The organism is Undibacter mobilis, assembly GCF_003367195.1.
Classification (GTDB): Bacteria; Pseudomonadota; Alphaproteobacteria; order Rhizobiales; family Xanthobacteraceae; genus Pseudolabrys; species Pseudolabrys mobilis.
Map to the genome: position 1 here is coordinate 453684 of NZ_QRGO01000001.1, position 21317 is coordinate 475000.

Below are 21317 nucleotides of genomic sequence, written 5' to 3' on the forward strand. Positions count from 1 at the left end.
ATTCTCGCTCCCCTCTTCTTTCATGCTGCGGCCTCCGCTCGCGCCGAGCGCGGCGCGGGACCGCTTCAATCCAATTTCAATCCAGGTAATCGGCAAACTTGGCCACGTGATCGGCCAGGCCGAGCGCATGATCGCGTACGAGCTGTTCGGCGCGCTTGGTGTCGCGCGCTTCCAGCGCCTCGATGATCGCCATATGATCCTTGATCGACCGGTCGGCACGATCCTTCTCACCGATGGTGGTTCGGCGAATCATCCGCATGTGCGTGAACAGGTTGGCCGCCAGATCGATCAGCACGCTGTTCTTGCTCAGGCGGATGATGGTCTGGTGAAATTCGATATTGGCGTCGGAATATTCATCGAGATGGGCGCGCAGCTCACCGTCGATGAATGCTGCGAACATCTCGCGCAGACCTTCGATCTCGTCATCGGTCGCGGCTTGGGTGATCAGGCGCGCCGCCATGCTCTCGAGCGCCGCCCAGGCCGTGATCATCTCGATCACTTCCTGCCTGGTCTTGCGCACGACATAGATGCCGCGCCGCGGCACCGAACGCACGAAGCCTTCGCTTTCGAGCTGTGCCATGGCCTCACGCACCGGCGTGCGGGAAATGCCAAAGTCCTGCGCCAGCTTGCGCTCGTCGAGCCGAATTTCGTCGCGGCTATGATAGATGTCCATCGCCACGATGGCGTTCTTCAGCGCCGTATAGGCCTTGTGCTTGAAGCTCGGCGACTCCTCGATCGGCGCCAAAGACGGCCGCTCAACGCCCGCTGGCGTGCGCACGGCATTGCCGGCGCGGCCGCGCGGGGAAGCACTCCGGGTACCGATGCCTTTGACGCTCATGATCACCTGAATACCGCTCTGGTATACAATATGCCAGAGGGCCAATGGGGCTGCAACCGTGCCTCCCGTCGTCCCTCGTAATTATTCTGCCGCCCGCGGTTCGGGCGACGAGCCGCGAATGCGCGTCCACGTGTTCTGAATGATCGGCCAGAACAGTGCGATCAGGCCGAGGGTCATGATGGTCGAGACCAAGCCGTTCGAGAAAAAGACGTTGAGGCCGCCTTGCGACGCCAACAGCGACTGGCGGAAGGCCTCTTCCGCCTTGTCGCCGAGCACGATCGCGAGAACCATCGGCGCGAGCGGGTAGTTCGTCTTTTTCATGAAGTAGCCGGCGACGCCGAACACCATCATCATGATTACGTCGAACGTGTTGTTGTGAACGGTGTAGGCGCCAATAGCGCAGAGCACGAGAATGATCGGCGCGATAACGCTGAACGGAATGCGCAGGATGGCGGCGAACAGCGGCACACAGGTCAGCACGATGATCAGGCCGACGATGTTGCCCATGTACATGGAGGCGATGAGGCCCCAGACGAAGTCCTTCTGCTCAACGAACAGCAGAGGACCGGGCTGCAGGCCCCAGATCAGGAGGCCGCCGAGCAGCACCGCCGCCGTCGGCGAACCGGGGACGCCAAGCGAAATCATCGGCAGCAGCGCCGCGGTGCCGGCGGCATGCGCCGCGGTTTCCGGCGCGATGACGCCTTCGATTTCGCCCTTGCCGAAGTTCTTGCCCCGCTTGGAGATGCGCTTGGCAATGCCGTAGCTCATGAACGAGGCAGGCGTCGCGCCGGCCGGCGAAATGCCCATCCAGCAGCCTATGAGGCAGGAGCGCAGCGACAACATCCAGTACTTCGGCAGCTCCATCCAGGTTTTCAGCACGACCTTCATACTGATCTTGGCAGCTTTGCCGCGGAACGACAGGCCCTCCTCCATCGTCAGCAGGATTTCGCCGATACCGAACAGGCCGATCACGGCGATGAGGAAATCGAAGCCACCCAGCATCGACTCAAAGCCGAACGTGAGGCGGAGCTGGCCGGTGACTTGGTCGAGACCGACCGCACCGAGCGCGAAGCCGACCATCATCGAGGCGACCGTCTTGAACGGCGGTTCTTTCGACAAGCCAACGAAACTACAGAACGCGAGGAAATAGACAGAGAAGATCTCGGGGGGCCCAAAGCGCAGCGCGAAACTGGCCACCAGCGGCGCGACCAGCGTGATCATGATGACGGCGAACAGCGCGCCAACGAAGGACGACGTGAAAGCAGCGGTCAGGGCCTCGCCGGCTTTGCCCTGCTGCGCCATCGGATAACCGTCGAATGTTGTCGCGACGGACCATGGCTCGCCGGGTATATTGAACAGAATCGAGGTGATGGCGCCGCCGAACAGCGCGCCCCAGTAAATGCAGGACAACATGATGATCGCCGATGTCGGCGACATTGAGAATGTCAGCGGCAGCAGGATGGCCACGCCATTGGCGCCGCCCAGGCCCGGCAGCACGCCGACGATAACGCCGAGCACGATGCCGACTACCATCAGCAACAGGTTGAACGGCTGCACGACAACCGAGAAGCCGTGAAACAGATTACCGATATCTTCAAACATTGCCGTCCCCTGCTGCGATCCGCGCGGCGTTAAAAACCGAGAAGTTTCTCGACCGGGCCTTTGGGCAGCGGCACGAGGAACCATTTCTCGAAAATGACGAAGACCAGAATTGGCATGCCGATCGCAATCGGCAATGTCACCTGCGGCCGGTAGCGCCCCAGCCACGTCATGAAGACCGCGATCAGGATGATCGAGGCGACGTAGATACCGATGTAGGGGATAGCGAACACATAGATGGTCGTCGGTACAACGACCGAGGACACCTGGCGCAGTTGAAGCCAGGTCGCGAACACTTTGCCGTCACCCTTCGTATTCCAGGCATGCATCAGATTGACGGCGCTGGAGATCAGAATGGAAAGACCGATATAGAACGGAAAGAATCCAGCCTGCGGTCCGTCGGAGCCCCAACCGGCCCCGACCTGGAGGCTGCCAATAACGGCGATGAGGCCAATCAGGGCCACGAATATCGTCACACCGATTTCGACGCCCCGGTGGGACGGCCCTGCGCCGCCCGTTTCATGCATCATGTCGCTCATATCGCCCTCGACTGGATGTGACGTATCTTTCGCGAGCGGATTGGCTCGCGTCGGTAAACTGACGTTCGCTTGTGGACCGGATTTGCTGCCTGCCGACCGGCTCGGACCGGCCTCCATGGCCGGTCCGGCGTGATCGTTAGCTGGACTCTTTAGTTAGATTTGGCGAGGAAACCCGCCTCCTTCATCAGGTCTTCGTGGGTCTTCTCGGCCGCCGCAACCCACTTGGCGTATTCGTCGCCGCTCATGAAGGTCTGATTGAAAGCGCCGTCGTTCATCAACTTCTTCCATTCCGGCGTCTCCCGCACCTTCTTGAAGAGATCGACGTAGTAGTCGACGACTTCCTTGCTGACGCCCGCCGGCATGAAGTAGCCACGCAACATCAGATACTCGACGTCGATGCCTTCCGACTTGCAGGTTGGGATCGAATCCCAGGCGAGATCGCCCGCAATCTTGTCGTGATAGTCGAGCTTCTTGGTATCGAAAACACAGAGCGGGCGCAGCTTGCCGGCACGCCAATGGGCCACCGCTTCGATCGGATTGTTGACCGACGAGTTGATGTGGTTGCCGACGAGCTGCACGGCGACTTCACCGCCGCCTTTGTACGGAATGTAGGTCATCTTCTTGCCGACGACCTTCTGCAGCGCCACGGTGATGATCTGGTCTTCCTGCTTCGAACCGGTGCCGCCCATCTTGAACTGACCGTCGGCTCCGGCCTTAATCGCAGCAACATATTCCTTGGCGGTCTTGTAGGGCGATTCAGCGTTGACCCAGAGCACGAACTCGTCGAGCGCCATCATCGCGACCGGGGTCATGTCCTTCCAGGAGAAGGGGATTCCGGTGGCCATCGGCGTGGTGAACAGATTCGATAGCGTGATGACCAGCTTATGATCATTGCCCTTCGAGTTTTTGATGTCGAGAAAGCCTTCGCCGCCAGCGCCGCCGGACTTATTGACGACGACGACAGATTGCTTCGACAGATTGTGCTTGGTGATAATGCCTTGCATCGCGCGGGCCATCTGGTCAGCGCCACCGCCAGTGCCAGCCGGTACGATGATTTCGATAGGGTGGTTCGGCTCCCATGCCTGGGCCGGCACGGTCGTCAGCGCGAAGACGCCGCTCGTTAGAGCGGCGGTACCGATCGTCAGAAGCTTTTTGGCAGCGGACATCGCATCCTCCCTGTTATATTTTCATTGTGGCCGGGCTTCGCCGCCGGCTCGTGTTCTTGGGCGCCTAATATCTAGTTGGCGTATATGATATACATAATACCAATATAAACTTGCATGCTCCGCAAGCACAAAACACGCGATTTCGCCGGTGCAATCGCAGCAAACGTCGCTGCGGCGCAATGGCCACGATCCATAAATGCGATCAAAACCGTTGGAGTTACTACGCGCGTCTCAATCGAGTGGCTTCAGAGCCACCGCTGCGGGCTCAAAACATCGTCGGAAAACGGTCTTCTTCAAAAAGACGTCGACCGCAGCGCACAAAGCTATGTCGACAGGCGCATTACCCTGAATTACCGCCAGTCGGCGACGCGCTGCAGTTCCGCGGCGTTTAGAATGGTGAGCGTGCGGCCTCCAATTTCGATCATGCCGGCACGCTGCAATTCGCCGAGGATCTTGCTGACATGAACGGGGGTCAGCCCGGTCGCATCAGCGATATGACGCTGGCGCAGCGGAAAATCGAAGGTCTGCGTACGGACTGTCGAGCGCCGAGCGACCTTCTCCGACAAGCGCAGAATGAGGCGGGCGATACGCTCGTCGGCGCGGCGGCGGCCGAGATCAAGCGCGAGTTGGTCGGCGCGTGACTTTGCCTCGTTCCAAAGCTTGAACAGGCGCTCAAGAAGATCCGAACGCCCAAACAGAAGCTCCTTGAGCTCGTCGCGCTTGAATTTCCGATAGGTGACCTCGGTAATTGCCTCCACGGTGTGACCTGACAACGGCGCGATCAAGCTGCCGATCGAAACGACATCACCGGGCAACAGAAAGGAAATGATCTGCCGCCTGCCGTCCGGCAGCGCGATCGAGGACATGGCCCAGCCGCTGCAGACAATCGGTACAAACTCCGACCACTCCTTCGGATGGAGAATGAGGCGGCGCGCCGGGATGGTGTGCAGCGTGCTGGCAACCGGCAAGGACTGCTGTTCGCTGGCGGACTTGGAAAGCCCCCCGCACAGAAGATTATAGGCCGGGCAAAGTGAGCAGGCCGTGTCGCAGGACACGGCACACATCGTGGCGGCCACTTTCGGCTCTTCAGTGGGCTGCGCCGTCGTAGAGCCGATCATCGTATCGGCCATGTGACCGGCGAGTGCGCCGGTACTGCTGCCGAGCATGGGGCTTTCAATGGACGGTTTGGGGATATTTCGGGTCGCGAGATTTGTCACAGGATGCAGATCCGGCTGTTAATAACGGAAATCGTTCACAGGAACGCGTTACAACCGCGGGTGGATTTGCTTGTTTAGTGCAATCTCTACGTCCGCATTCTGAGCACCGGCGCCTGCGATCCAAGACTTCCTCGAATCGCCGCCGGCAAGTTCCCAGTTAACATACGTCTTCTACATTTGGAGTACAGTACAAAGACATTAAACTAGATTGCCATTCCCTAACTGCGCACCGCAATACAGTCGAAGACCCAGAATAACTTGCAGTTGTATGTAGTTGTGGTCCTGGCCTGAGCCGATTTTTGGGCACCGTAAATTTCACGCGAATCTCACGTGTTTTAGGACGGGTTACCATGTGCTCCTGGCGGGGCGCCATGAACCGAATGTTTATCATTCTAGGTTGTCATACTGAGGCAAAGATTTGCTTAACGGCCCGTTAGCCTGAATCGGCAAAGTTGTGCGGAACCCGCCGAGATTTCACAACGCACGACCATAGCGGCACTGTTCTGCGTTCCCTGTTTCTGATCGCGCGCGATTGATCGTTCGGTCTCAAGGCCTGGAATGAAAAACTCCACCATCAATCTGCGCGACCTGCTCATCCTTGTCGCCGACCCGAATTCATATCTGCGCCGTGTCATCAACGGCATGTTGCGCGGATTCGGCGCCAACAAGGTCATGGAAGTGGACAGCGCCACCGGTCTGTTTCAGGCGCTGTCCAGCCAGAAGGTCGATATTCTGCTGTGCGACATGCGCCTGCCGCCGCACGGCGGGCTGAAGCTGACCCGCACCATCCGCCGCAATGCCGACAACGAAAACCGGACGATGCCGATTCTTCTGATGTCGAGCGACACCAGCGAGTCGACGGTGAAGAACGCACGCGATGCCGGCGCCAATATCGTCGTCGCCAAGCCGATGTCGCCCAGCGGCCTTTATGACCGCTTGGGCTGGATCGTGTTCAACCCGCGGCCCTTTGTCGATTGTGCGACCTATTTCGGTCCGGACCGCCGCTTCAAGATCGAGGGTTATCCAGGCGGCGTCGGTCGCCGCAAAGGCGATAAGGCGATCGAGGTCGCAGCGGAAGAAGGCCCCAGTCTCAATCAGAATGACATTGACAGCCTTTTCTCGAACGCCCGGGCAGGACAAGACTGATGGCCACCAAGCAAGGCAACAGCGAAGCCAACATCTTCTATGCCGATACCCGGTTCGAGCGAATGGCCCGCCGTCCCGGCGGCGTCAGCCGCGAGGAAGCGATCGAGCGGGCACAAGGCGCGGTCGAAGAGCTCAAGACAGACTTCATCGCCTGGATCGACGAACAGTATAACGAACTCAGCACCACGCTTGCCGACGTCGCCAGGAATCCTGCCGACAAAGCCGCTCTTGAGCGCGCTCATCAGAAGAGCGCCTATCTGCGCGATGTCGGCGGCACCATGGGCTATACCCTCGTGACATTCGTCGCCACTACTCTATGCGACGTTCTCGATGCCTATATCGCTGGCGCACCGTTCGACAAGAACGTCACCGACTGCCACATGGATGCGTTCCTGCTGGCGCGCACCGACGAATACCGCCACATGCGCCCTCAGGAAGTGCCGGAGCTGGCCAAGGGGCTGCTGCGCGTCGTTGAAGTGGCGAGCATCGTGCCGCCGGGCGACAGCACCGAATAGCACTCGCTTTGCCGGTTGGCTGGCGCCGACCTATCAGGACGGCCGCCGGCTCCGCTGGAACGCGATAACCTGCGCCGCCGTCTCCGGCTTGAGCTTGTTGTAGATCGAGCGGCAATTGTCGACCGTGTCAGCGGCTAGTCCGCTGCGACCGGCGCACAGCATTAGAATGGCCCGCGTAGTCGCCCAGGACAGCCCGATAGCCTTGGCCACCAGCAGGATCATTTCCTCGCGATCGAAGATCATCGCGCGCTCCACCAGGGTCAGCGGCAGGTCGCCCATCACCGACAACGCCACAGCCGTCTCCTCGAACTTACCGGCACGCGCGAAGGCGTCGACGTCACGTTCCGTGAGGTTATCGGCCCGCTTCATGTTCTCAATGAGGTCACGCGCGGCGGTATAGTCGTGCGAGAGCACAGCTTGCTTCTGGATATCGGAAGCCACCTTGTCGACGACGGTCTCGACATGGCTGGCGATTTCCGGATGCGCGGACTGCAGCACCTCGCGCACCGCGTTCGACGCGGTCGAGAGAAGGCGCAAGAAGTGCTGGCGCGGAATTTCCGGACGCGAACCAACCGTGCGGGCCAACTCGTCGTCCCCCTGCGACCGCCTGATCAGCCGCAGATAGCCGGTGTCCGAGAACCTGGCCCCTCTGTTGCGCGCGACATTAAGGGCAACCTCGCGATCGCCACGCTCGACCAGGACGTCAGTTACGGTCTCGGCGAGTTCCTTACGGTTCGCGATCGCCATCAAATGCGGCTGGCTCTTGGTGCGTGCGGTTTCGACCAGCGAGACATTGTCGATGCGGCCGGATTCCACCAGCACTGGCCCGGCCACGGAGATATCGTCATCCATCGCCAGTTCGCGGATTACACCCGGCGGCGCGTTCGAAACGGATTTGAGACGCTCGGCTAGCGCGGCACGCGCCGACGTCTCGATATCAGCCATCAGGTGTCGAAACACCTGATCGAACATCTTGACGTGATCTTCCGAAAAATGACTGGCGCCGAATACGAACAGATCGGTGACCCGGCGCAGCGTCTTGGCGCGTTTGTCGGCCGGCCCGTTGGTGAGCACTTCTTCCAGTTCGGACAGAAAGGCATTGTTCGACATTCGCGTCTCCTATGCCACAGCCGCAGCGTCAGTAAACGACATCACGGCCAATCTCCGCCGCCTGCTCGGGCGAAATTTCCGGCAGCATCACGTCATCCAATTCCGGCTGCAGGCGGCTGAGCAACCGTTCTTTCAGGTCGGCAACCGTAATATCGCCGATAACGTCATGGCCAAGCCGCGTGCGTGCTTCTCCGCTTTCCGGGGTCGAGGAATGCGCCTGCGCATAGCGCGCTAGTGTCTCGGCGAGTGCTTCGAACTCCTGTTTGAGGCGATCGAAGCTCTGTAAAACGACAACCGTGTCACGATCCGGCTTGTTGCTCATGACAAAATCCGTGACTCGGCCGACGGTTTCGTCGAGTCTCCAGACGTTGTCGAGCATCATGGCGGCCAAGACCGCCAGGAAAGCGCTGACATCGTTGTCGGTTTCTTCTCCTGCCACGAATTTACCTCAGAACGATCCGTCTTTTCGCCCCGGTCACGACAGCTTGCCGATGACCTGTTCGATCTTGTCGCGCAGAATCGCCGATGTGAACGGCTTGACCAGATAGTTGTTCACACCAGCCTGCGCGGCCTTGACCACCAGTTCGCGGTCTCCGCGGCCGGTGAGCATGATGAACGGCACCTTGCGGGCGACAGGATGACCGCGAACCGCTCGCAGAAGACCGAGCCCGTCCATCTCCGGCATGTTGTAGTCGGAAATGATCAGGTCGAGCGGCTGTACCGCCGCCGTTTCCATCGCTTGGACGCCGTTTTCGGCCTCATGAATGTGGCGGAATCCGATTTCCTCGAGCGCCATGCGGGTCATTTGCCGCACGCTGTTCTGGTCGTCGACGACGAGAACCTTGATAGCTCCGGGTACTGGCATCTTGTTACACTCCTTAAAGCGGCCTGCGGTCGTTGGTGGACCGCATCTATCCGTTAGTTCAACGCGGGCTGAGCCGCTCTGGTGGTAGCGTGGTTCGTAATGGGCGTCTGGGCAGCAAGGTCGGCCAGCTTCTCGACGTCGAGGATGAAGGCGACCCGGCCGTTGCCGAGGATCGTGGCGGCGGCGATACCGGGCACGGCGCCGTAGCTTTCCTCGATGCTCTTGATCACGACCTGCTGGTGGCCGAGCAACTCGTCGACCACTAGGCCGATGCGCGAACCATCGCCGTTATCGGTGACGATGACAACGCGCTCGGTATTGGCACCCGATGCTGCATCGACGCCGAGCAGATCGGACAGCAGGATGATGGGCACGAATTCGCCACGCAACTGCAGCATACCGTGGGTGCCGATCAGAGCGTTGATTTCACCGCGCGACGGCCGCAAGCACTCGACGATCGCCGACAACGGCATGACATAGGTCTGCGTGCCGACCTTGATCACCATGCCGTCCATTACCGCCAGCGTCAGCGGCAGCGCAAGCTGGATGGTCATGCCCTGGCCACGCGCTGACTTGAGCGTAATACGACCACCGAGATCCTGAATGTTGCTGCGTACGACATCCATGCCAACACCACGGCCCGAAATGTCTGAAATTGTCTCCGCAGTGGAGAAGCCCGGCATCATGATGAGATTGTTGATCTCGTCCTCGGTGAGCTGCGCGTCAGCGCCAACCAGGCCCTTCTCGCGCGCGATCTTGAGTACCCGCTCGGAGTTGATGCCGGCGCCATCGTCCTTGATCTCGATGACGATACGGCCGCCGCGATGCTCGGCTGCCAAACGGACCACGCCTTCCTCCGGCTTGCCGGCAGCGATACGCGCGGACGGCGTCTCGATGCCGTGATCAACCGAATTGCGGATGATATGCGTGAGTGGGTCGCCGAGACGCTCGATGATCGAGCGGTCCACCTCAGTCGTTTCACCGTGCGTTTCGAGCCGCACCTTCTTGTGCGTCTTGGCCGCGACTTCGCGGACCAGACGCGGCATGCGCTGGAACACCGAGCCGACCGGCTGGGCGCGCATGGACATTACGCTGTCCTTGAGTTCGCGGGTGTGATGCGCCACCTCATCGAGGATCTGGACGAGCCGCATGCTAGTCGACTCCGGCAAATCCTGCACGATCTGGCCCAGCATGGCCTGCGAGATGACGAGTTCACCGACCATGTTGACGACGCGGTCGATACGTTCGAGTTCGATGCGCGTCGTGGTCGCAGCCGGCTTGCCGCGGCCGGCGCCGCCACCTGATTCACCTTCGGATTTCGCCATGTTAGGCTTGGCTTCTGCCTTGGGCGCCGGCATGGCCGGCGCGACGGGGGGCGCCTCGATAACAGGAAGCGCGCCAACCTCGTTCATGGCTGCGGCATACGGCACGGGGGCGGGCGAAGCCGGCTCAGCAGCCACCGGCGGAGGCGTGAGATCCTCGATCGACAATTCGCAGTCGCCCATCACGAACTCAAAGACCTCATCCAAGCTGGCGCGCTTCTCCTGCGTGCGCAGGGTCGCAGTCCACCACAGATAGGGAGCGTCGGTTTCAATGTCGTTCAGCGCCGGCAAGTCGTCGCAATTGGCAACAATCTCCGCCTCGCCGAGTTTGCGCAATTCGCGCAGCACGTAGAGCGGCTCGTTAGCCTTCTTCAGCATCTCCGGCTTCGGCCGGAACACGATTTTGTAGACATGGCTGCCGTCGCCGGCCGGCACGTCATCCGCGCCCAAGTCGTCGAGATTGACGGCGACCGGCATGAAATCGAGGCCATCAAATTCGGCCGGCGCGATATCGCCATCGTCGGCCGCGCCACCGCCCTGCTCGATAATGTGTTCGAGCGCGCTGCGCACGTCGGCACCAAAACCCGCTGCAATCGCCTCTCCGCCGCGAGACATTTGCACCAGATCGGAGAGCACGTCGCTCGCCGACAGAAGAACGTCAAGATTATCCGGCGTAGCCGTCAGGCTGCCGTTGCGCAGGCCATCGAGCACCGTTTCGAAGACATGGGCGAACCCGACGAGTTGCTCGAAGCCGAATATTCCGGCGCCGCCCTTGACCGAGTGGACCCCGCGAAACACGGCATTGATTGTTTCGTCATTGCCCTCGCCCGACCGGATGTCGGTGAGACCAATTTCGATCTGCTGCATCGCTTCGTCGCACTCGTCGAAGAATGTCTTCTTCAGATCGTCCAAGCTTGCCATGTCGTTCAGCCTTATCCGTCAGTCTTGACTCATCGAGCAGTTAGGGCGCGACCTTGCGCACCGTGGCGACCAGGCGGTCCGGGTCAAACGGCTTAACCATCCAGCCGGTGGCTCCGGCATCGCGGGCCAGATTCTTCTTATCGCCATCGCTCTCGGTCGTGAGAACAAGGATGGGTTTCGACTTGTAGGCCGGGTCCTTGCGCAGGTTGCGAATGACCTCGTAGCCGTCCATGCGCGGCATGTTGATGTCGGTGATGATGACATCGACCTCGGATGTCTCCTTGGCAAGTACGTCGAGGCCGTCCTGGCCGTCGACCGCCTGAATGACATCGAAGCCCGCTTCGACGAGCGTCAACATCAGCATATCGCGGATCGTCTTCGAGTCGTCGATGGTGAGAATTCGCTTACTCATGACCTTCTCGCTGATTGGAGGAAGTTCCACTTCGGGTGTGGTCGTGATATCGGCCGGCGCAGCATCGAGATCGTCGCCGGCGTATTCGTCGGCGTGCTCGGGCTGACCGGGATCGAGAAAGGCCTTCCAGTCCAGGCCGAAATCTTCGAACGCGGCGACGAAAGTCGCCGACGGATTCTTAATCCTGATGCTGTCGCTACCCCGCACCGCCGCCAGAATGATCTGCGTGCAAGATAAGGTCAGCACTTCGACGTCGGATGCATCGAGCGAAAGCGGCGTGTCGCCCTTGATGCGCTGTCGCATCTGGTCGAGAAACGACTCTGCCGCGGCCTGATCGAGGGCGCCCGGCAACTTCATCGTATTGTGTTCGGCGTTGATCATCTTCGATTCACCTATGCCCGCACGGCCGCCCTGGCGGAGGACTCGCAAGCCTCCATGATGGCGTCGGCCATATGCGAGAGCGAAACCTGCTTCATCACGGCGCCGCGCTCGAAGGCAACGCGCGGCATGCCGTAAATGAGCGCCGAGCTCTCGTCCTGGCCGAGCGTGTAGGCGCCGGCCTTGCGCATGGCGAGCAGCCCTTCGGCGCCGTCCTTGCCCATGCCGGTCAGGATTGCGCCAACGGCACCACGACCGACGGTGTCGGCGACGGAGCGGAACAGCACATCGACGGACGGTCTGTGTCCAGACACCGGCGCCGATTCACTCAGCGTGCAACGATACTGATTAGAGACGCGAACGACCTCGAGGTGATGCGATCCGGGGGCAATGTAGACATGCCCCGGCTCGATCGGATCGTTATGCTTGGCCTCGGAAACCTTCATTGGGCATTCGCGATTCAATCGCTCGGCAAAAGCCGCCGTGAATCGCGGCGGCATGTGCTGCGTGACGACAATAGGCGGGCATTCTGCCGGAAGGTCCATTAATACCGTCTTTAGGGCTTCAACCCCGCCGGTCGACGCGCCAATGGCGACGAGCTTTTCCTTGCCAGCGCTGTAGATTCGATTCGTCTTGCGCGGCGCCGCCGCGCCGCGACCAACACGCGCCCGCGCGGCTTGCTTGACCTTGCTCCGCAATTCGCCGGCGATTTCCGACAGACCTTGTGCAGCGTCGTGGACCGGCTTCGCGATGAAATCGACGGCGCCAATTTCCAGCGCCTCAAGTGTGGTTTCAGCGCCGGCCTGCGTCAGCGTCGAGACCATGACGACCGGCATAGGCCGCAGTGTCATGATTTTGCGCAGGAACGTCACGCCGTCCATGTTCGGCATCTCGACGTCGAGCGTTACGACATCCGGGTTTAGCGCCTTGATACGATCGCGCGCGATCAGAGGATCGCCAGCAGTGCCGACAACCTCGATCTCCGGGTCCTCCGACAGCAGCATAGATAACAGCTGACGGATGACGGCGGAGTCGTCGACGATAAGAACCTTGATTTTCTTGTCCATTGGCGTTTCCTGCAATCAATCGAACAGCGTGATTTCGCCGCCGGTCTGGCGCTTCGAGATGCGGCTGACGTATTCCTTTTCCTCGCGCGCAACCGCCGGCGACTCGCCGGAACCGAGCAGGCGACGGATGACTTTGCCGGTCGCCGGCGTGTAATGGATGCGGCGCGGCAGATTGCCACGCAGGTCCTGCGCGACGCAGCGCAGCCCTTCGGCCTCAAGATAGCGAAGGATGAAGTCCGAGTTATCGGTGCCAATCGCATTTTGCGTATCGGTAACGTTACCGCCGCCGAAAACCTTGATTTCAAGCGAATTGCGCGAGCAACCGGCTTTCAGCAATTCGTTGATCAGCTTTTCCATCGCGAAGTTGCCGAAACGCGTCGACTGCATGTCGCCGGCCCAGTTCCCGGCCTTCGAGTGCGGCAGCATGAAGTGATTCATACCTCCGATGCCGAGTCTCGGATCGCGGATGCAGGCGGCGACACACGAACCGAGAATGGTGACAAGCACCTCGTCCGGCTTGGAGGTCACGTAGTATTCGCCCGGGAATACCTTGACCATCCAGGTCTGGCTGACGTTGTCGAAGAATTTGCGCGAGGCGAAGGCCGCGCTGGTGTCGGATCCCGGATCGCTCGGCCGCGCAATCGTGGCGATACTCATCAAACCCTCCGGTAAATGGTGCGGCCGACCAAGCTGATGCCGGGATGCGCGCCGTTGAGCGATTCCGAATGCCCGATATAAAGGAAGCCGCCGGGCCTGATTTTCTCGGTAAAACGTTCGATCAACTGCGCCTTGGTAGGCCCATCGAAGTAGATCATCACGTTGCGGCAGAAGATGGCGTCAAATGGCCCCTTGAACGGCCATGTCTCCATGAGATTGAGCCGCTTGAACGCAATCAAACTGCGCACGGCCCGGTCAACGACCAGTGTGTTGGGCTTGGACGTCCGTTCAAAGTATTCCTGATACGCCCGCGGGACTTCGTCGAGCGAGTTCTCCGGATATTCGCCGCGCGTGCCCCGCGCAACCATCTCCGTGTCGATATCGGTGGCGAGGATGCGGACATCCTGGCGTTCGACGTCGCGAATCTCCCGCTTGAGCACCATGGCGATGGTGTGCGGCTCCTCGCCGCTCGAGCAGCCGGCTGACCAGACGCGCAGGCGGTTCGTTGAGCGATTGCGGCTGAACGGAACTGCGATCTGCTCGCGGAAGTGATCGAAATGATGCGACTCGCGGAAGAACTTGGTCAGGTTGGTCGAGATCGCATTGATGAAGTTTTCCCGCTCACTCTCGGTTTCTTCGAGATACTCGCGGTATGTGCTGAAGGTCTTCATACCGAGGGTGCGGAGCCGGCGCGATAGACGGCTATAAACCAAGTTGCGTTTGCTGTCGGACAGAGCAATGCCTGCAAACTTGTAGGCGAGATCGACCAGCCCACGGAAATCCGCGTCCGAAAAATGAAACTCGCGCGCGCCATCCCCGGCGTCAGGCAAAGCAAAAGCCGCCGGAGCTGAGGCGCGCGCTTTGCCAGCCAGATTCGATGCAGTCGCCTGATTTGCCTTCGTCGCCATCGCTTTGTCCGCACCTCAGAAGCTTCCGGGTTCCCGGTAGTGTTCAGGCCGCTAAGTTGCGGTCCGAATATTCGTACTCACGCGCCTGACTTGTCCGTTCAGAATTCTTTCCAGTCGTCGGCGTTGACGGCCTTGGCGAGCGCGGTCTGCATGTTGCGCGCCGGACCTGAGTTGACGGTCTTGCGAGCAGGCGCCGCCTTCACCGCCGTGGCTTTCAATGGAGCGGCCTTGGCCATCGCGGCCGCCGTCGGCCTTGCCGGCTCGGCCCGCATGGCGGCAGCCGGCTTGTAACCCTGGGTGTCGTGGCCGGACGCGATCTGGAAGAACGCAACCTGCTCGTCCATCGATTTCGCCTGATGCTCCAGTGTCTTGGCGGTCGCCGCGTTCTCCTCGACCAGCGCCGAGTTCTGCTGCGTCACCTCATCCATCTGGTTAAGCGCCCGGTTGATCTCGTCGATGCCGGTAGCCTGCTCCGCCGAGGCATTGGCGATCTCGGACACCACCACCGCGACCTTCTTGATCGACTCGACGATCTCGGTGAGCGACTGACCGGCCCGGTTGACCAGGTCGACGCCATCCTTCACCTGACCGTTCGAGTTGGTGATCAGGTCCTTGATGTCCTTGGCCGCCTGCGACGAGCGCTGCGCCAGGCTGCGCACTTCGGACGCCACGACCGCGAAGCCACGACCGGCCTCACCGGCACGCGCCGCTTCCACGGCCGCGTTCAAGGCCAGCAGGTTGGTCTGGCGGGCGATCTCGTCGATGACGCCGATGATGTCGGAGATCTTGCGCGAGGACTCCTCGATCTTCGCCATGGCATCGACCGCCTTGGCGACGACCGCGCCGCCGCGATCCGCCACTTCCCGGGTCGCATTGGCGTCCTGGTTGGCAAGCTGGGCGTTCTCGGCATTCTTGCGCACCGTAGCGGCAAGCTCTTCCATCGCCGCCGAGGTCTCTTCGAGGCTGGCGGCCTGCTCTTCGGTACGCTGCGACAGGTCAGTGGTCGAGGCGGCGATCTCGGCCGAGGCATTGGTGACCTCACGACCCGAGGCCTTGATCTCGCCGATCGTGGCGGAGACCTTCTGCGCCATGACTTCAACCGCATGGGCGATCTGGCCGACCTCGTCCTTGCGGTCTGCGCCCGGTACCTGGATCGCGAAGTTGCCGTCAGCCACGCTCTCAAGCGGACCGATCAGAGCCCGGAGCGGACGCGCGATCAATATGCTGCCCAGGACGGCCGTGAGGATCATCACGCCGATAACCAGAGTGCCGAGTACCATCGTCACAAGGTTCGCGAAGCCAATAACCTGTTGCGCTTGCGCTTGAGACTCTTCGGCTGCCTTGCTCGTCGAGACGACAATCTCATCCGTCATCTTAATGATGGATTGAGCGGCTGGAATGGCTCGCTCGGCGCCCTTGGTTGCGGATTCTTCCAACTCGGCGATCCGCGCCTTATCTGCATCCGACAGCGCGCTGCCTTTGGCTTTGTCCAGAATGCTGATGATATCGCGCCGGCCAGCCTGAAGGTCCGAAACGACTTTCGCGTAAATCTCGCCGTTTTCCTTCATTTGCTTGGTCTGCTCACGCCGGGACGCAACGGTCGTCGTCGCCGCAATGTGATCGACCTTGGCAATGAACTCGGCGTAGGCCTTCTTGTATTCGTCGAACTGTACATCAAGCGCTTTGATGTCGTTCGCCTGGCGGATGTAAGTTGCCGCGATGCGCATACCACGAACGGCGCTCTTAGCTAGCGCAGCATCGAGGGCGAGATCGGTTCGGCGATCCGTCGTGAAGTTAGCTTCCTTGACCTGCGCGCCAGTCATCATCTGACTGACAATCAAAACGGCGACGAGGAGGATTGTGATACCCGACATAATCGCCAGCTTGGCGCCAATGCGGATATTGGAGAGGCGGAACATACTTCAAGTGCTCCTGGAAAATGTACTATCGCTCGGGGCGGCAACTGTTACGCGAATGATGGCGGCCGCAGCCGCAAGTGTTTTTCCGTTAGTGCTCGGTTGCAGCGCCGTCCTGGACCGTCAGCAGGTTGGGCAGGTCGATCAGCGCGATCATCACGTTGTCGTGGGTCACAAGACCGGAAAGAAAGTCGGTCTGCTGCGCGTTACCGGTGCGCGGCACCTTCTGAATTTGAGAGGCATCGACCGAGACGATGTCGAGCACGCGGTCGCCGATCAGGCCGACCTGACGCCCGCCGATCTGCACGATGATGACAATATGCAGCGGCGTGGTTTCGGTCAGGCCCTGACCGAAGCGACAGCGCAAGTCGACGATTGGCACGATCGCGCCGCGCAGGTTGAGCACGCCGCGCACATATTCGGGCTGCTTCGGTAGGTGGGTAATGTCCGACCAGCCTTTGATCTCGCGCACCGCCATGATGTCGACGCCGTACTGGTCGTCGCCGATGGCGAAGCTGATGAACTGGGTCTGGTTGCCCGCGGCTTGAGCGCCGGCCGAACCGTTCCACTCGGTCGGTTGAACGGCGACGGCGGTGTCCTGTGAAACGGCTATCTGGCTCATGAGATCGTTACTCGCCCGTAATGGCCTTCACAAGGCCTATGACCAAGAGCGCCGATCCGGTCTGCTCGCGTAAACGTCCATAAATGTTGGAGATTCACGAGGCGCGGACGGCGATGGAAACCGCGCGCGCGATTCCCACACGGTGAGTGTAGTTCCGTGCCGTGAGGAAAGACTTTACGTGATCCTAGATGTGGGCCGATAAATCAGAAATATAAAATAGATTACGATTTACGAAATAATAACGATTGCGGCAGCGGTCACTTGGACCGCCGCCTGCAATGCAGCCCGTTCGCTCAGAATTCTTTCCAGTCGTCGGCGTTGACGGCCTTGGCGAGCGCGGTCTGCATGTTGCGCGCTGGACCTAAGTTGACGGTCTTGCGAGCAGGCGCCGCCTTCACCGCCGTGGCTTTCAATGGAGCGGCCTTGGCCATCGCGGCTGCCGTCGGTCTTGCTGGCTCGGCCCGCATGGCGGCTGCCGGCTTGTAACCCTGGGTGTCGTGGCCGGACGCGATCTGGAAGAACGCAACCTGCTCGTCCATCGATTTCGCCTGATGCTCCAGTGTCTTGGCGGTCGCCGCGTTCTCCTCGACCAGCGCCGAGTTCTGCTGCGTCACCTCATCCATCTGGTTAAGCGCCCGGTTGATCTCGTCGATGCCGGTAGCCTGCTCCGCCGAGGCATTGGCGATCTCGGACACCACCACCGCGACCTTCTTGATCGACTCGACGATCTCGGTGAGCGACTGACCGGCCCGGTTGACCAGGTCGACGCCATCCTTCACCTGACCGTTCGAGTTGGTGATCAGGTCCTTGATGTCCTTGGCGGCCTGCGACGAGCGCTGCGCCAGGCTGCGCACTTCCGAGGCCACCACCGCGAAGCCACGACCGGCCTCACCGGCACGCGCCGCTTCCACGGCCGCGTTCAAGGCCAGCAGGTTGGTCTGGCGGGCGATCTCGTCGATGACGCCGATGATGTCGGAGATCTTGCGCGAGGACTCCTCGATCTTCGCCATGGCATCGACCGCCTTGGCGACGACCGCGCCGCCGCGGTCCGCCACTTCCCGGGTCGCATTGGCGTCCTGGTTGGCAAGCTGGGCGTTCTCGGCATTCTTGCGCACCGTAGCGGCAAGCTCTTCCATCGCCGCCGAGGTTTCTTCGAGGCTCGCGGCCTGCTCTTCGGTACGCTGCGACAGGTCGGTGGTCGAGGCGGCGATCTCGGCCGAGGCATTGGTGACCTCACGACCCGAGGCCTTGATCTCGCCGATCGTGGCAGAGACCTTCTGCGCCATGACTTCAACCGCATGGGCGATCTGGCCGACTTCGTCCTTGCGGTCGGCGCCCGGTACCTGGATCGCGAAGTTGCCGTCAGCCACGCTCTCAAGCGGACCGATCAGAGCCCGGAGCGGACGCGCGATGGCCGATACGCCGAGATAGGCTGTCGCAAGCAAGACAATAGCGGCGAGAATACCAAGGCCGACCGCCAACTGGTTAGCAAAGGTGCGGGCGTTGTCCGCAGCCTCTTGCGCCGCCTTGCGCGCGACGGCTGCAGACTCGCTCAATTCGTCGAGCAGTTTTTCCGCTTCGGTGGCCGCAGGAGCGGCATCCATCGAGACGCCAATTTGCTGGGCGTCGAGCATCTCGATATCCATGCCGAACGTCAGATATTCATTGGAATTGTGGATGCCGACCTGCTTCTGCTTCGCTTCGGCGATGAATCGGTCGGTTTTCACCGGAACGACCTGTTCCATGACCTTCAGATATTTGTCACTCGCCGCGATGAATTTTTCGACTCGCGCGCGATCTTCCGCAGCCGACATGCGCCCGCCGAGCGGCGTCGCTTCGTCGCGAATTTCCTTCATCCGCGTTTGCGCGACTGCAACCGCCTTTTGCATATCTGCATCGTTACGGGCCACCAGTGTTTGCTGTCCCGCCAGCTGGAGACCGCGCAGCGACACCTTTGTCGCCATGACGCTCCGACCGATTTCGCTCTGCACATCGGCCGCGGCATCGGATACCGCAACGGAGTAACTCCCGATCACCTGACCCGCGATCATGCCAGCGACCAACAGGAGGCCAAGGCCGGACATAATCGCCAACTTCATGCCGATGCGGACGTCAGATAAACGAATCATACTCACCCCTCCTTGAGCGGAGCCGCCGCTCGATGGCTCCCTGTTCACATCAGGCGCGGATGCCCTCGCGCCTTCTGTGCCACGCCGCCCGTGCTGGTCGCAGCCGAAGCGATTGCGTACAACGGCCCAACGCTCCCGCCAGACGTGCAATACCTGCGCATTAATTTACGCCCAGTTGATAAGCAAAATCCTACCTTCTGAAATTTTCTGGCTGCGCTCGATAAGCAAACTGGGTTAGGCGAAATCGAAACCTATCGTTAAGGATTGAGGGCGGTTGCTCGCTAAGGAACGCCGGCCGGCGCACACCCGGCAATCGAAGGCCGCTAATTGGCAATACTCCAACGTCGGCAAGGCACTTTATAACAGGGTGTTAATTCAAATTTGCTGTTGTAGCGACGGCTCCCCACGCGGTTCGCGGGGATGTCGGCCCCTGGACAATAGAGGGTACGCGCGCAGGAACGCAGATGACGACGGCAACGCAATCGCTGATAATGGAACTCGACGCTGCGCTCAGCGCGGCAACGAACCATCGTCAATTGGAAATCCTGCGCCGGGTCACCGATCTCTTCATTATCGGCGCCGACAGGTACAATGACGAACAAGTCGCGATTTTCGACGACGTCATCGCTCGCCTGATCGCAAAGATGGATCAACGTGCCTTGCGTGAACTGTCCGCGCGGCTGGCCGACGTCGCCAATCCGCCCCGGAGCGTGGTGGCGCAGCTCTCCGGATCAGACGACATTGCGATTTCCGGGCCGGCGCTGGAAAAATCGGAAGGCATCAGCGACGAAGCTCTGGTGAGCATTGCCAACAACAAGAGTCAGAAGCATCTCAAGGCCATCGCTGGTCGCTCAACGCTAAGCGAGGTCGTTACCGACGTTCTGGTGGACCGCGGCGATTCAGAGGTGTCGCGGCGCGTTGGCGCCAATCTCGGCGCGCGTCTGTCGGAGATGGGCTTCGTCAAGCTGATCAACCGCGCCAAAAAAGATCGCAACCTGGCGGACGCGATCTCGACTCGGGCCGACCTGCCGCCCGAGCTCGTGCCGTTTCTCAAGCTGGCGCTGGAATCCCAATAGGGAGCCCCTCTACCGGTGCTTTTAGCCGCGGAGCGTAGGCCCCCGCCGGCGAGGCCCTTCATGTCGGGTTTGGGGGACGCCTGCCGCGCGCTTTGCCGCGGAAACCAGCCATGGCTGGTCCGTCGGACCCGTGCTCATATCGGCTGGAAGTTCGAGTTGGTTGCGGGGGCAGGATTTGAACCTGCGACCTTCAGGTTATGAGCCTGACGAGCTACCGGGCTGCTCCACCCCGCGTTAAAACCTGCTCGAATTGAGCTGGAAGCGGCGCGCCCGCCTTTGGCTTGGCGCGTGCTGGCGGGTATGTAGCAATGGCTGGGCCCAATGGGAAGGGCGAAAATGGCCTTATTTCATCAACTTGACACTTAATCACGGGAAAAGACCCGGCATGGTACGGACCGCTGCACGTAATCCCAGAGCTCTCCGGAACAGCCTCGGGAAGGCGGGCCAAAAGGCCGGCAGAGCCACGGCCGGGGGATATTTCGGCGATGGCCTCGCCATCGCCGCCCGGGCCATCCTCGATGACGCCCGGATCGCCTTGACGGACGACAGACTGACGGACGCCGAGGCTGTTCACGACCTGCGCAGGGCATTCAAACGCTGGCGCAGTCTCATGCGGCTTCTCACCGGACCGCTTGGTGAGCCGGCTGACCGCATGCGGGTTGGGGCCCGCGATCTGATGCGCGCCTTGTCGAGTAGCCGCGACGCCCAGGCCGCACTCGATGCGTTGGCCGATGTTGGCAAATCCGACCTGCCGTTCTCAGCTACGTCGCGGAAGACCATCGAGACGCGGCTCACACATTTGCGCGGCGAAGCCGAGGCCGCAGGCTTCACGCCGGAGCTTCGCCGAAGCGCGACGCACTACATCGAGCAAGCTGCGCTGTCGCTTACGCAATGGCCGCTCGCAGCGCTCAGGT

Annotated in this window: 20 protein-coding genes, 1 tRNA gene and 1 pseudogene (1 of these 22 only partly in view); 4 read left to right on the top strand and 18 right to left on the bottom strand. The window is 60.7% G+C overall.

The window, feature by feature from the left end; genetic code table 11:
• Positions 1 to 76 precede the first annotated feature (76 nt).
• The 5 genes from DXH78_RS02125 to DXH78_RS02145 form a co-directional block, all read right to left on the bottom strand.
• Positions 77 to 838 carry a GntR family transcriptional regulator gene (locus DXH78_RS02125; protein ID WP_115515516.1) on the bottom strand — a complete coding sequence of 254 codons (762 nt, stop codon included), beginning with the start codon at positions 836 to 838 and terminating at the stop codon, positions 77 to 79.
• 81 nt (positions 839 to 919) lie between these two features.
• Positions 920 to 2440, bottom strand: a complete 1521-nt coding sequence (locus DXH78_RS02130) for a tripartite tricarboxylate transporter permease (RefSeq protein ID WP_115515517.1) — start codon at positions 2438 to 2440, stop codon at positions 920 to 922.
• 29 nt (positions 2441 to 2469) lie between these two features.
• A complete protein-coding gene (locus DXH78_RS02135; RefSeq protein WP_115515518.1) occupies positions 2470 to 2976 on the bottom strand; it encodes a tripartite tricarboxylate transporter TctB family protein in 507 nt (168 codons plus the stop codon).
• A gap of 149 nt (positions 2977 to 3125) precedes the next feature.
• On the bottom strand, positions 3126 to 4142 hold the full coding sequence (locus DXH78_RS02140; RefSeq protein WP_115515519.1) for a Bug family tripartite tricarboxylate transporter substrate binding protein: 1017 nt from the start codon (positions 4140 to 4142) through the stop codon (positions 3126 to 3128).
• Between the two features lie 350 nt (positions 4143 to 4492).
• Positions 4493 to 5308, bottom strand: a complete 816-nt coding sequence (locus DXH78_RS02145) for a Crp/Fnr family transcriptional regulator (RefSeq protein WP_115515520.1) — start codon at positions 5306 to 5308, stop codon at positions 4493 to 4495.
• A gap of 609 nt (positions 5309 to 5917) precedes the next feature.
• On the opposite strand from DXH78_RS02145, the gene DXH78_RS02150 reads away from it, so the two are divergent.
• Both DXH78_RS02150 and DXH78_RS02155 read left to right on the top strand, forming a co-directional pair.
• Positions 5918 to 6505 carry a response regulator gene (locus tag DXH78_RS02150; RefSeq protein ID WP_115515521.1) on the top strand — a complete coding sequence of 196 codons (588 nt, stop codon included), beginning with the start codon at positions 5918 to 5920 and terminating at the stop codon, positions 6503 to 6505.
• Entirely contained in the window at positions 6505 to 7020 is a 516-nt protein-coding gene (locus DXH78_RS02155; protein WP_115515522.1) for a hypothetical protein, read from the top strand. The genes DXH78_RS02150 and DXH78_RS02155 overlap by 1 nt, the downstream gene beginning before the upstream one ends.
• A 33-nt stretch (positions 7021 to 7053) precedes the next feature.
• Here the strand turns inward: DXH78_RS02155 and DXH78_RS02160 are convergent, their stop codons facing one another.
• The 12 genes and pseudogenes from DXH78_RS02160 to DXH78_RS02210 form a co-directional block, all read right to left on the bottom strand.
• A complete protein-coding gene (locus DXH78_RS02160; RefSeq protein WP_115515523.1) occupies positions 7054 to 8130 on the bottom strand; it encodes a DUF2336 domain-containing protein in 1077 nt (358 codons plus the stop codon).
• Positions 8131 to 8158: 28 nt separating this feature from the next.
• Complete coding sequence (locus DXH78_RS02165; protein WP_210209494.1) at positions 8159 to 8521, bottom strand: hypothetical protein; 363 nt, start codon at positions 8519 to 8521, stop codon at positions 8159 to 8161.
• An 84-nt stretch (positions 8522 to 8605) separates the two neighbouring features.
• Positions 8606 to 8995, bottom strand: a complete 390-nt coding sequence (locus DXH78_RS02170) for a response regulator (protein WP_115515525.1) — start codon at positions 8993 to 8995, stop codon at positions 8606 to 8608.
• A gap of 53 nt (positions 8996 to 9048) precedes the next feature.
• Positions 9049 to 11238 (bottom strand): chemotaxis protein CheA, encoded by a 2190-nt coding sequence (locus DXH78_RS02175; RefSeq protein WP_115515526.1) that lies wholly within the window; start codon positions 11236 to 11238, stop codon positions 9049 to 9051.
• 40 nt (positions 11239 to 11278) lie between these two features.
• On the bottom strand, positions 11279 to 11650 hold the full coding sequence (locus DXH78_RS20030; RefSeq protein ID WP_245416837.1) for a response regulator: 372 nt from the start codon (positions 11648 to 11650) through the stop codon (positions 11279 to 11281).
• A 141-nt stretch (positions 11651 to 11791) separates the two neighbouring features.
• Positions 11792 to 12031: pseudogene (locus DXH78_RS20190) on the bottom strand (STAS domain-containing protein); the annotation flags it as partial.
• An 11-nt stretch (positions 12032 to 12042) separates the two neighbouring features.
• A complete protein-coding gene (locus tag DXH78_RS02185; RefSeq protein WP_115515528.1) occupies positions 12043 to 13095 on the bottom strand; it encodes a protein-glutamate methylesterase/protein-glutamine glutaminase in 1053 nt (350 codons plus the stop codon).
• Positions 13096 to 13110: 15 nt separating this feature from the next.
• Positions 13111 to 13752, bottom strand: a complete 642-nt coding sequence (locus DXH78_RS02190) for a chemoreceptor glutamine deamidase CheD (protein ID WP_115515529.1) — start codon at positions 13750 to 13752, stop codon at positions 13111 to 13113.
• Positions 13752 to 14660, bottom strand: coding sequence for a CheR family methyltransferase (locus tag DXH78_RS02195; RefSeq protein WP_115515530.1), 909 nt, complete (start codon positions 14658 to 14660; stop codon positions 13752 to 13754). Before DXH78_RS02195 ends, DXH78_RS02190 begins: the two co-directional genes overlap by 1 nt.
• Positions 14661 to 14758: 98 nt before the next feature.
• Positions 14759 to 16579: a methyl-accepting chemotaxis protein gene (locus tag DXH78_RS19750; RefSeq protein ID WP_168192682.1), complete on the bottom strand. Its 1821-nt coding sequence runs from the start codon at positions 16577 to 16579 to the stop codon at positions 14759 to 14761.
• A gap of 88 nt (positions 16580 to 16667) precedes the next feature.
• Positions 16668 to 17198 (bottom strand): chemotaxis protein CheW, encoded by a 531-nt coding sequence (locus DXH78_RS02205; protein WP_115515531.1) that lies wholly within the window; start codon positions 17196 to 17198, stop codon positions 16668 to 16670.
• Positions 17199 to 17491: 293 nt separating this feature from the next.
• On the bottom strand, positions 17492 to 19327 hold the full coding sequence (locus DXH78_RS02210) for a methyl-accepting chemotaxis protein (protein WP_115515532.1): 1836 nt from the start codon (positions 19325 to 19327) through the stop codon (positions 17492 to 17494).
• A gap of 491 nt (positions 19328 to 19818) precedes the next feature.
• On the opposite strand from DXH78_RS02210, the gene DXH78_RS02215 reads away from it, so the two are divergent.
• Positions 19819 to 20403, top strand: coding sequence for a DUF2336 domain-containing protein (locus tag DXH78_RS02215; RefSeq protein ID WP_168192683.1), 585 nt, complete (start codon positions 19819 to 19821; stop codon positions 20401 to 20403).
• Positions 20404 to 20560: 157 nt separating this feature from the next.
• Here DXH78_RS02215 and DXH78_RS02220 read toward each other — a convergent pair.
• A tRNA-Met gene (locus DXH78_RS02220) sits at positions 20561 to 20637 on the bottom strand.
• Between the two features lie 151 nt (positions 20638 to 20788).
• On the opposite strand from DXH78_RS02220, the gene DXH78_RS02225 reads away from it, so the two are divergent.
• Positions 20789 to 21317: the 5' portion of a CHAD domain-containing protein gene (locus DXH78_RS02225; protein WP_115515534.1), read on the top strand. 473 nt of this gene lie beyond the right edge of the window; only the first 529 of its 1002 coding nucleotides appear in the window; the start codon lies at positions 20789 to 20791; its stop codon lies beyond the right edge, outside the window.

Coding starts and splice junctions, on each gene's coding strand:
- DXH78_RS02210 (WP_115515532.1), bottom strand. CDS start 19,327: ATGATTCGTTTATCTGACGTCCGCATCGGCATGAAGTTGGCGATTATG.
- DXH78_RS02130 (WP_115515517.1), bottom strand. CDS start 2,440: ATGTTTGAAGATATCGGTAATCTGTTTCACGGCTTCTCGGTTGTCGTG.
- DXH78_RS19750 (WP_168192682.1), bottom strand. CDS start 16,579: ATGTTCCGCCTCTCCAATATCCGCATTGGCGCCAAGCTGGCGATTATG.
- DXH78_RS20030 (WP_245416837.1), bottom strand. CDS start 11,650: ATGAGTAAGCGAATTCTCACCATCGACGACTCGAAGACGATCCGCGAT.
- DXH78_RS02190 (WP_115515529.1), bottom strand. CDS start 13,752: ATGAGTATCGCCACGATTGCGCGGCCGAGCGATCCGGGATCCGACACC.
- DXH78_RS02205 (WP_115515531.1), bottom strand. CDS start 17,198: ATGAGCCAGATAGCCGTTTCACAGGACACCGCCGTCGCCGTTCAACCG.
- DXH78_RS02145 (WP_115515520.1), bottom strand. CDS start 5,308: ATGCTCGGCAGCAGTACCGGCGCACTCGCCGGTCACATGGCCGATACG.
- DXH78_RS02125 (WP_115515516.1), bottom strand. CDS start 838: ATGAGCGTCAAAGGCATCGGTACCCGGAGTGCTTCCCCGCGCGGCCGC.
- DXH78_RS02175 (WP_115515526.1), bottom strand. CDS start 11,238: ATGGCAAGCTTGGACGATCTGAAGAAGACATTCTTCGACGAGTGCGAC.
- DXH78_RS02150 (WP_115515521.1), top strand. CDS start 5,918: ATGAAAAACTCCACCATCAATCTGCGCGACCTGCTCATCCTTGTCGCC.
- DXH78_RS02170 (WP_115515525.1), bottom strand. CDS start 8,995: ATGCCAGTACCCGGAGCTATCAAGGTTCTCGTCGTCGACGACCAGAAC.
- DXH78_RS02160 (WP_115515523.1), bottom strand. CDS start 8,130: ATGTCGAACAATGCCTTTCTGTCCGAACTGGAAGAAGTGCTCACCAAC.
- DXH78_RS02185 (WP_115515528.1), bottom strand. CDS start 13,095: ATGGACAAGAAAATCAAGGTTCTTATCGTCGACGACTCCGCCGTCATC.
- DXH78_RS02155 (WP_115515522.1), top strand. CDS start 6,505: ATGGCCACCAAGCAAGGCAACAGCGAAGCCAACATCTTCTATGCCGAT.
- DXH78_RS02135 (WP_115515518.1), bottom strand. CDS start 2,976: ATGAGCGACATGATGCATGAAACGGGCGGCGCAGGGCCGTCCCACCGG.
- DXH78_RS02215 (WP_168192683.1), top strand. CDS start 19,819: ATGGAACTCGACGCTGCGCTCAGCGCGGCAACGAACCATCGTCAATTG.
- DXH78_RS02140 (WP_115515519.1), bottom strand. CDS start 4,142: ATGTCCGCTGCCAAAAAGCTTCTGACGATCGGTACCGCCGCTCTAACG.
- DXH78_RS02195 (WP_115515530.1), bottom strand. CDS start 14,660: ATGGCGACGAAGGCAAATCAGGCGACTGCATCGAATCTGGCTGGCAAA.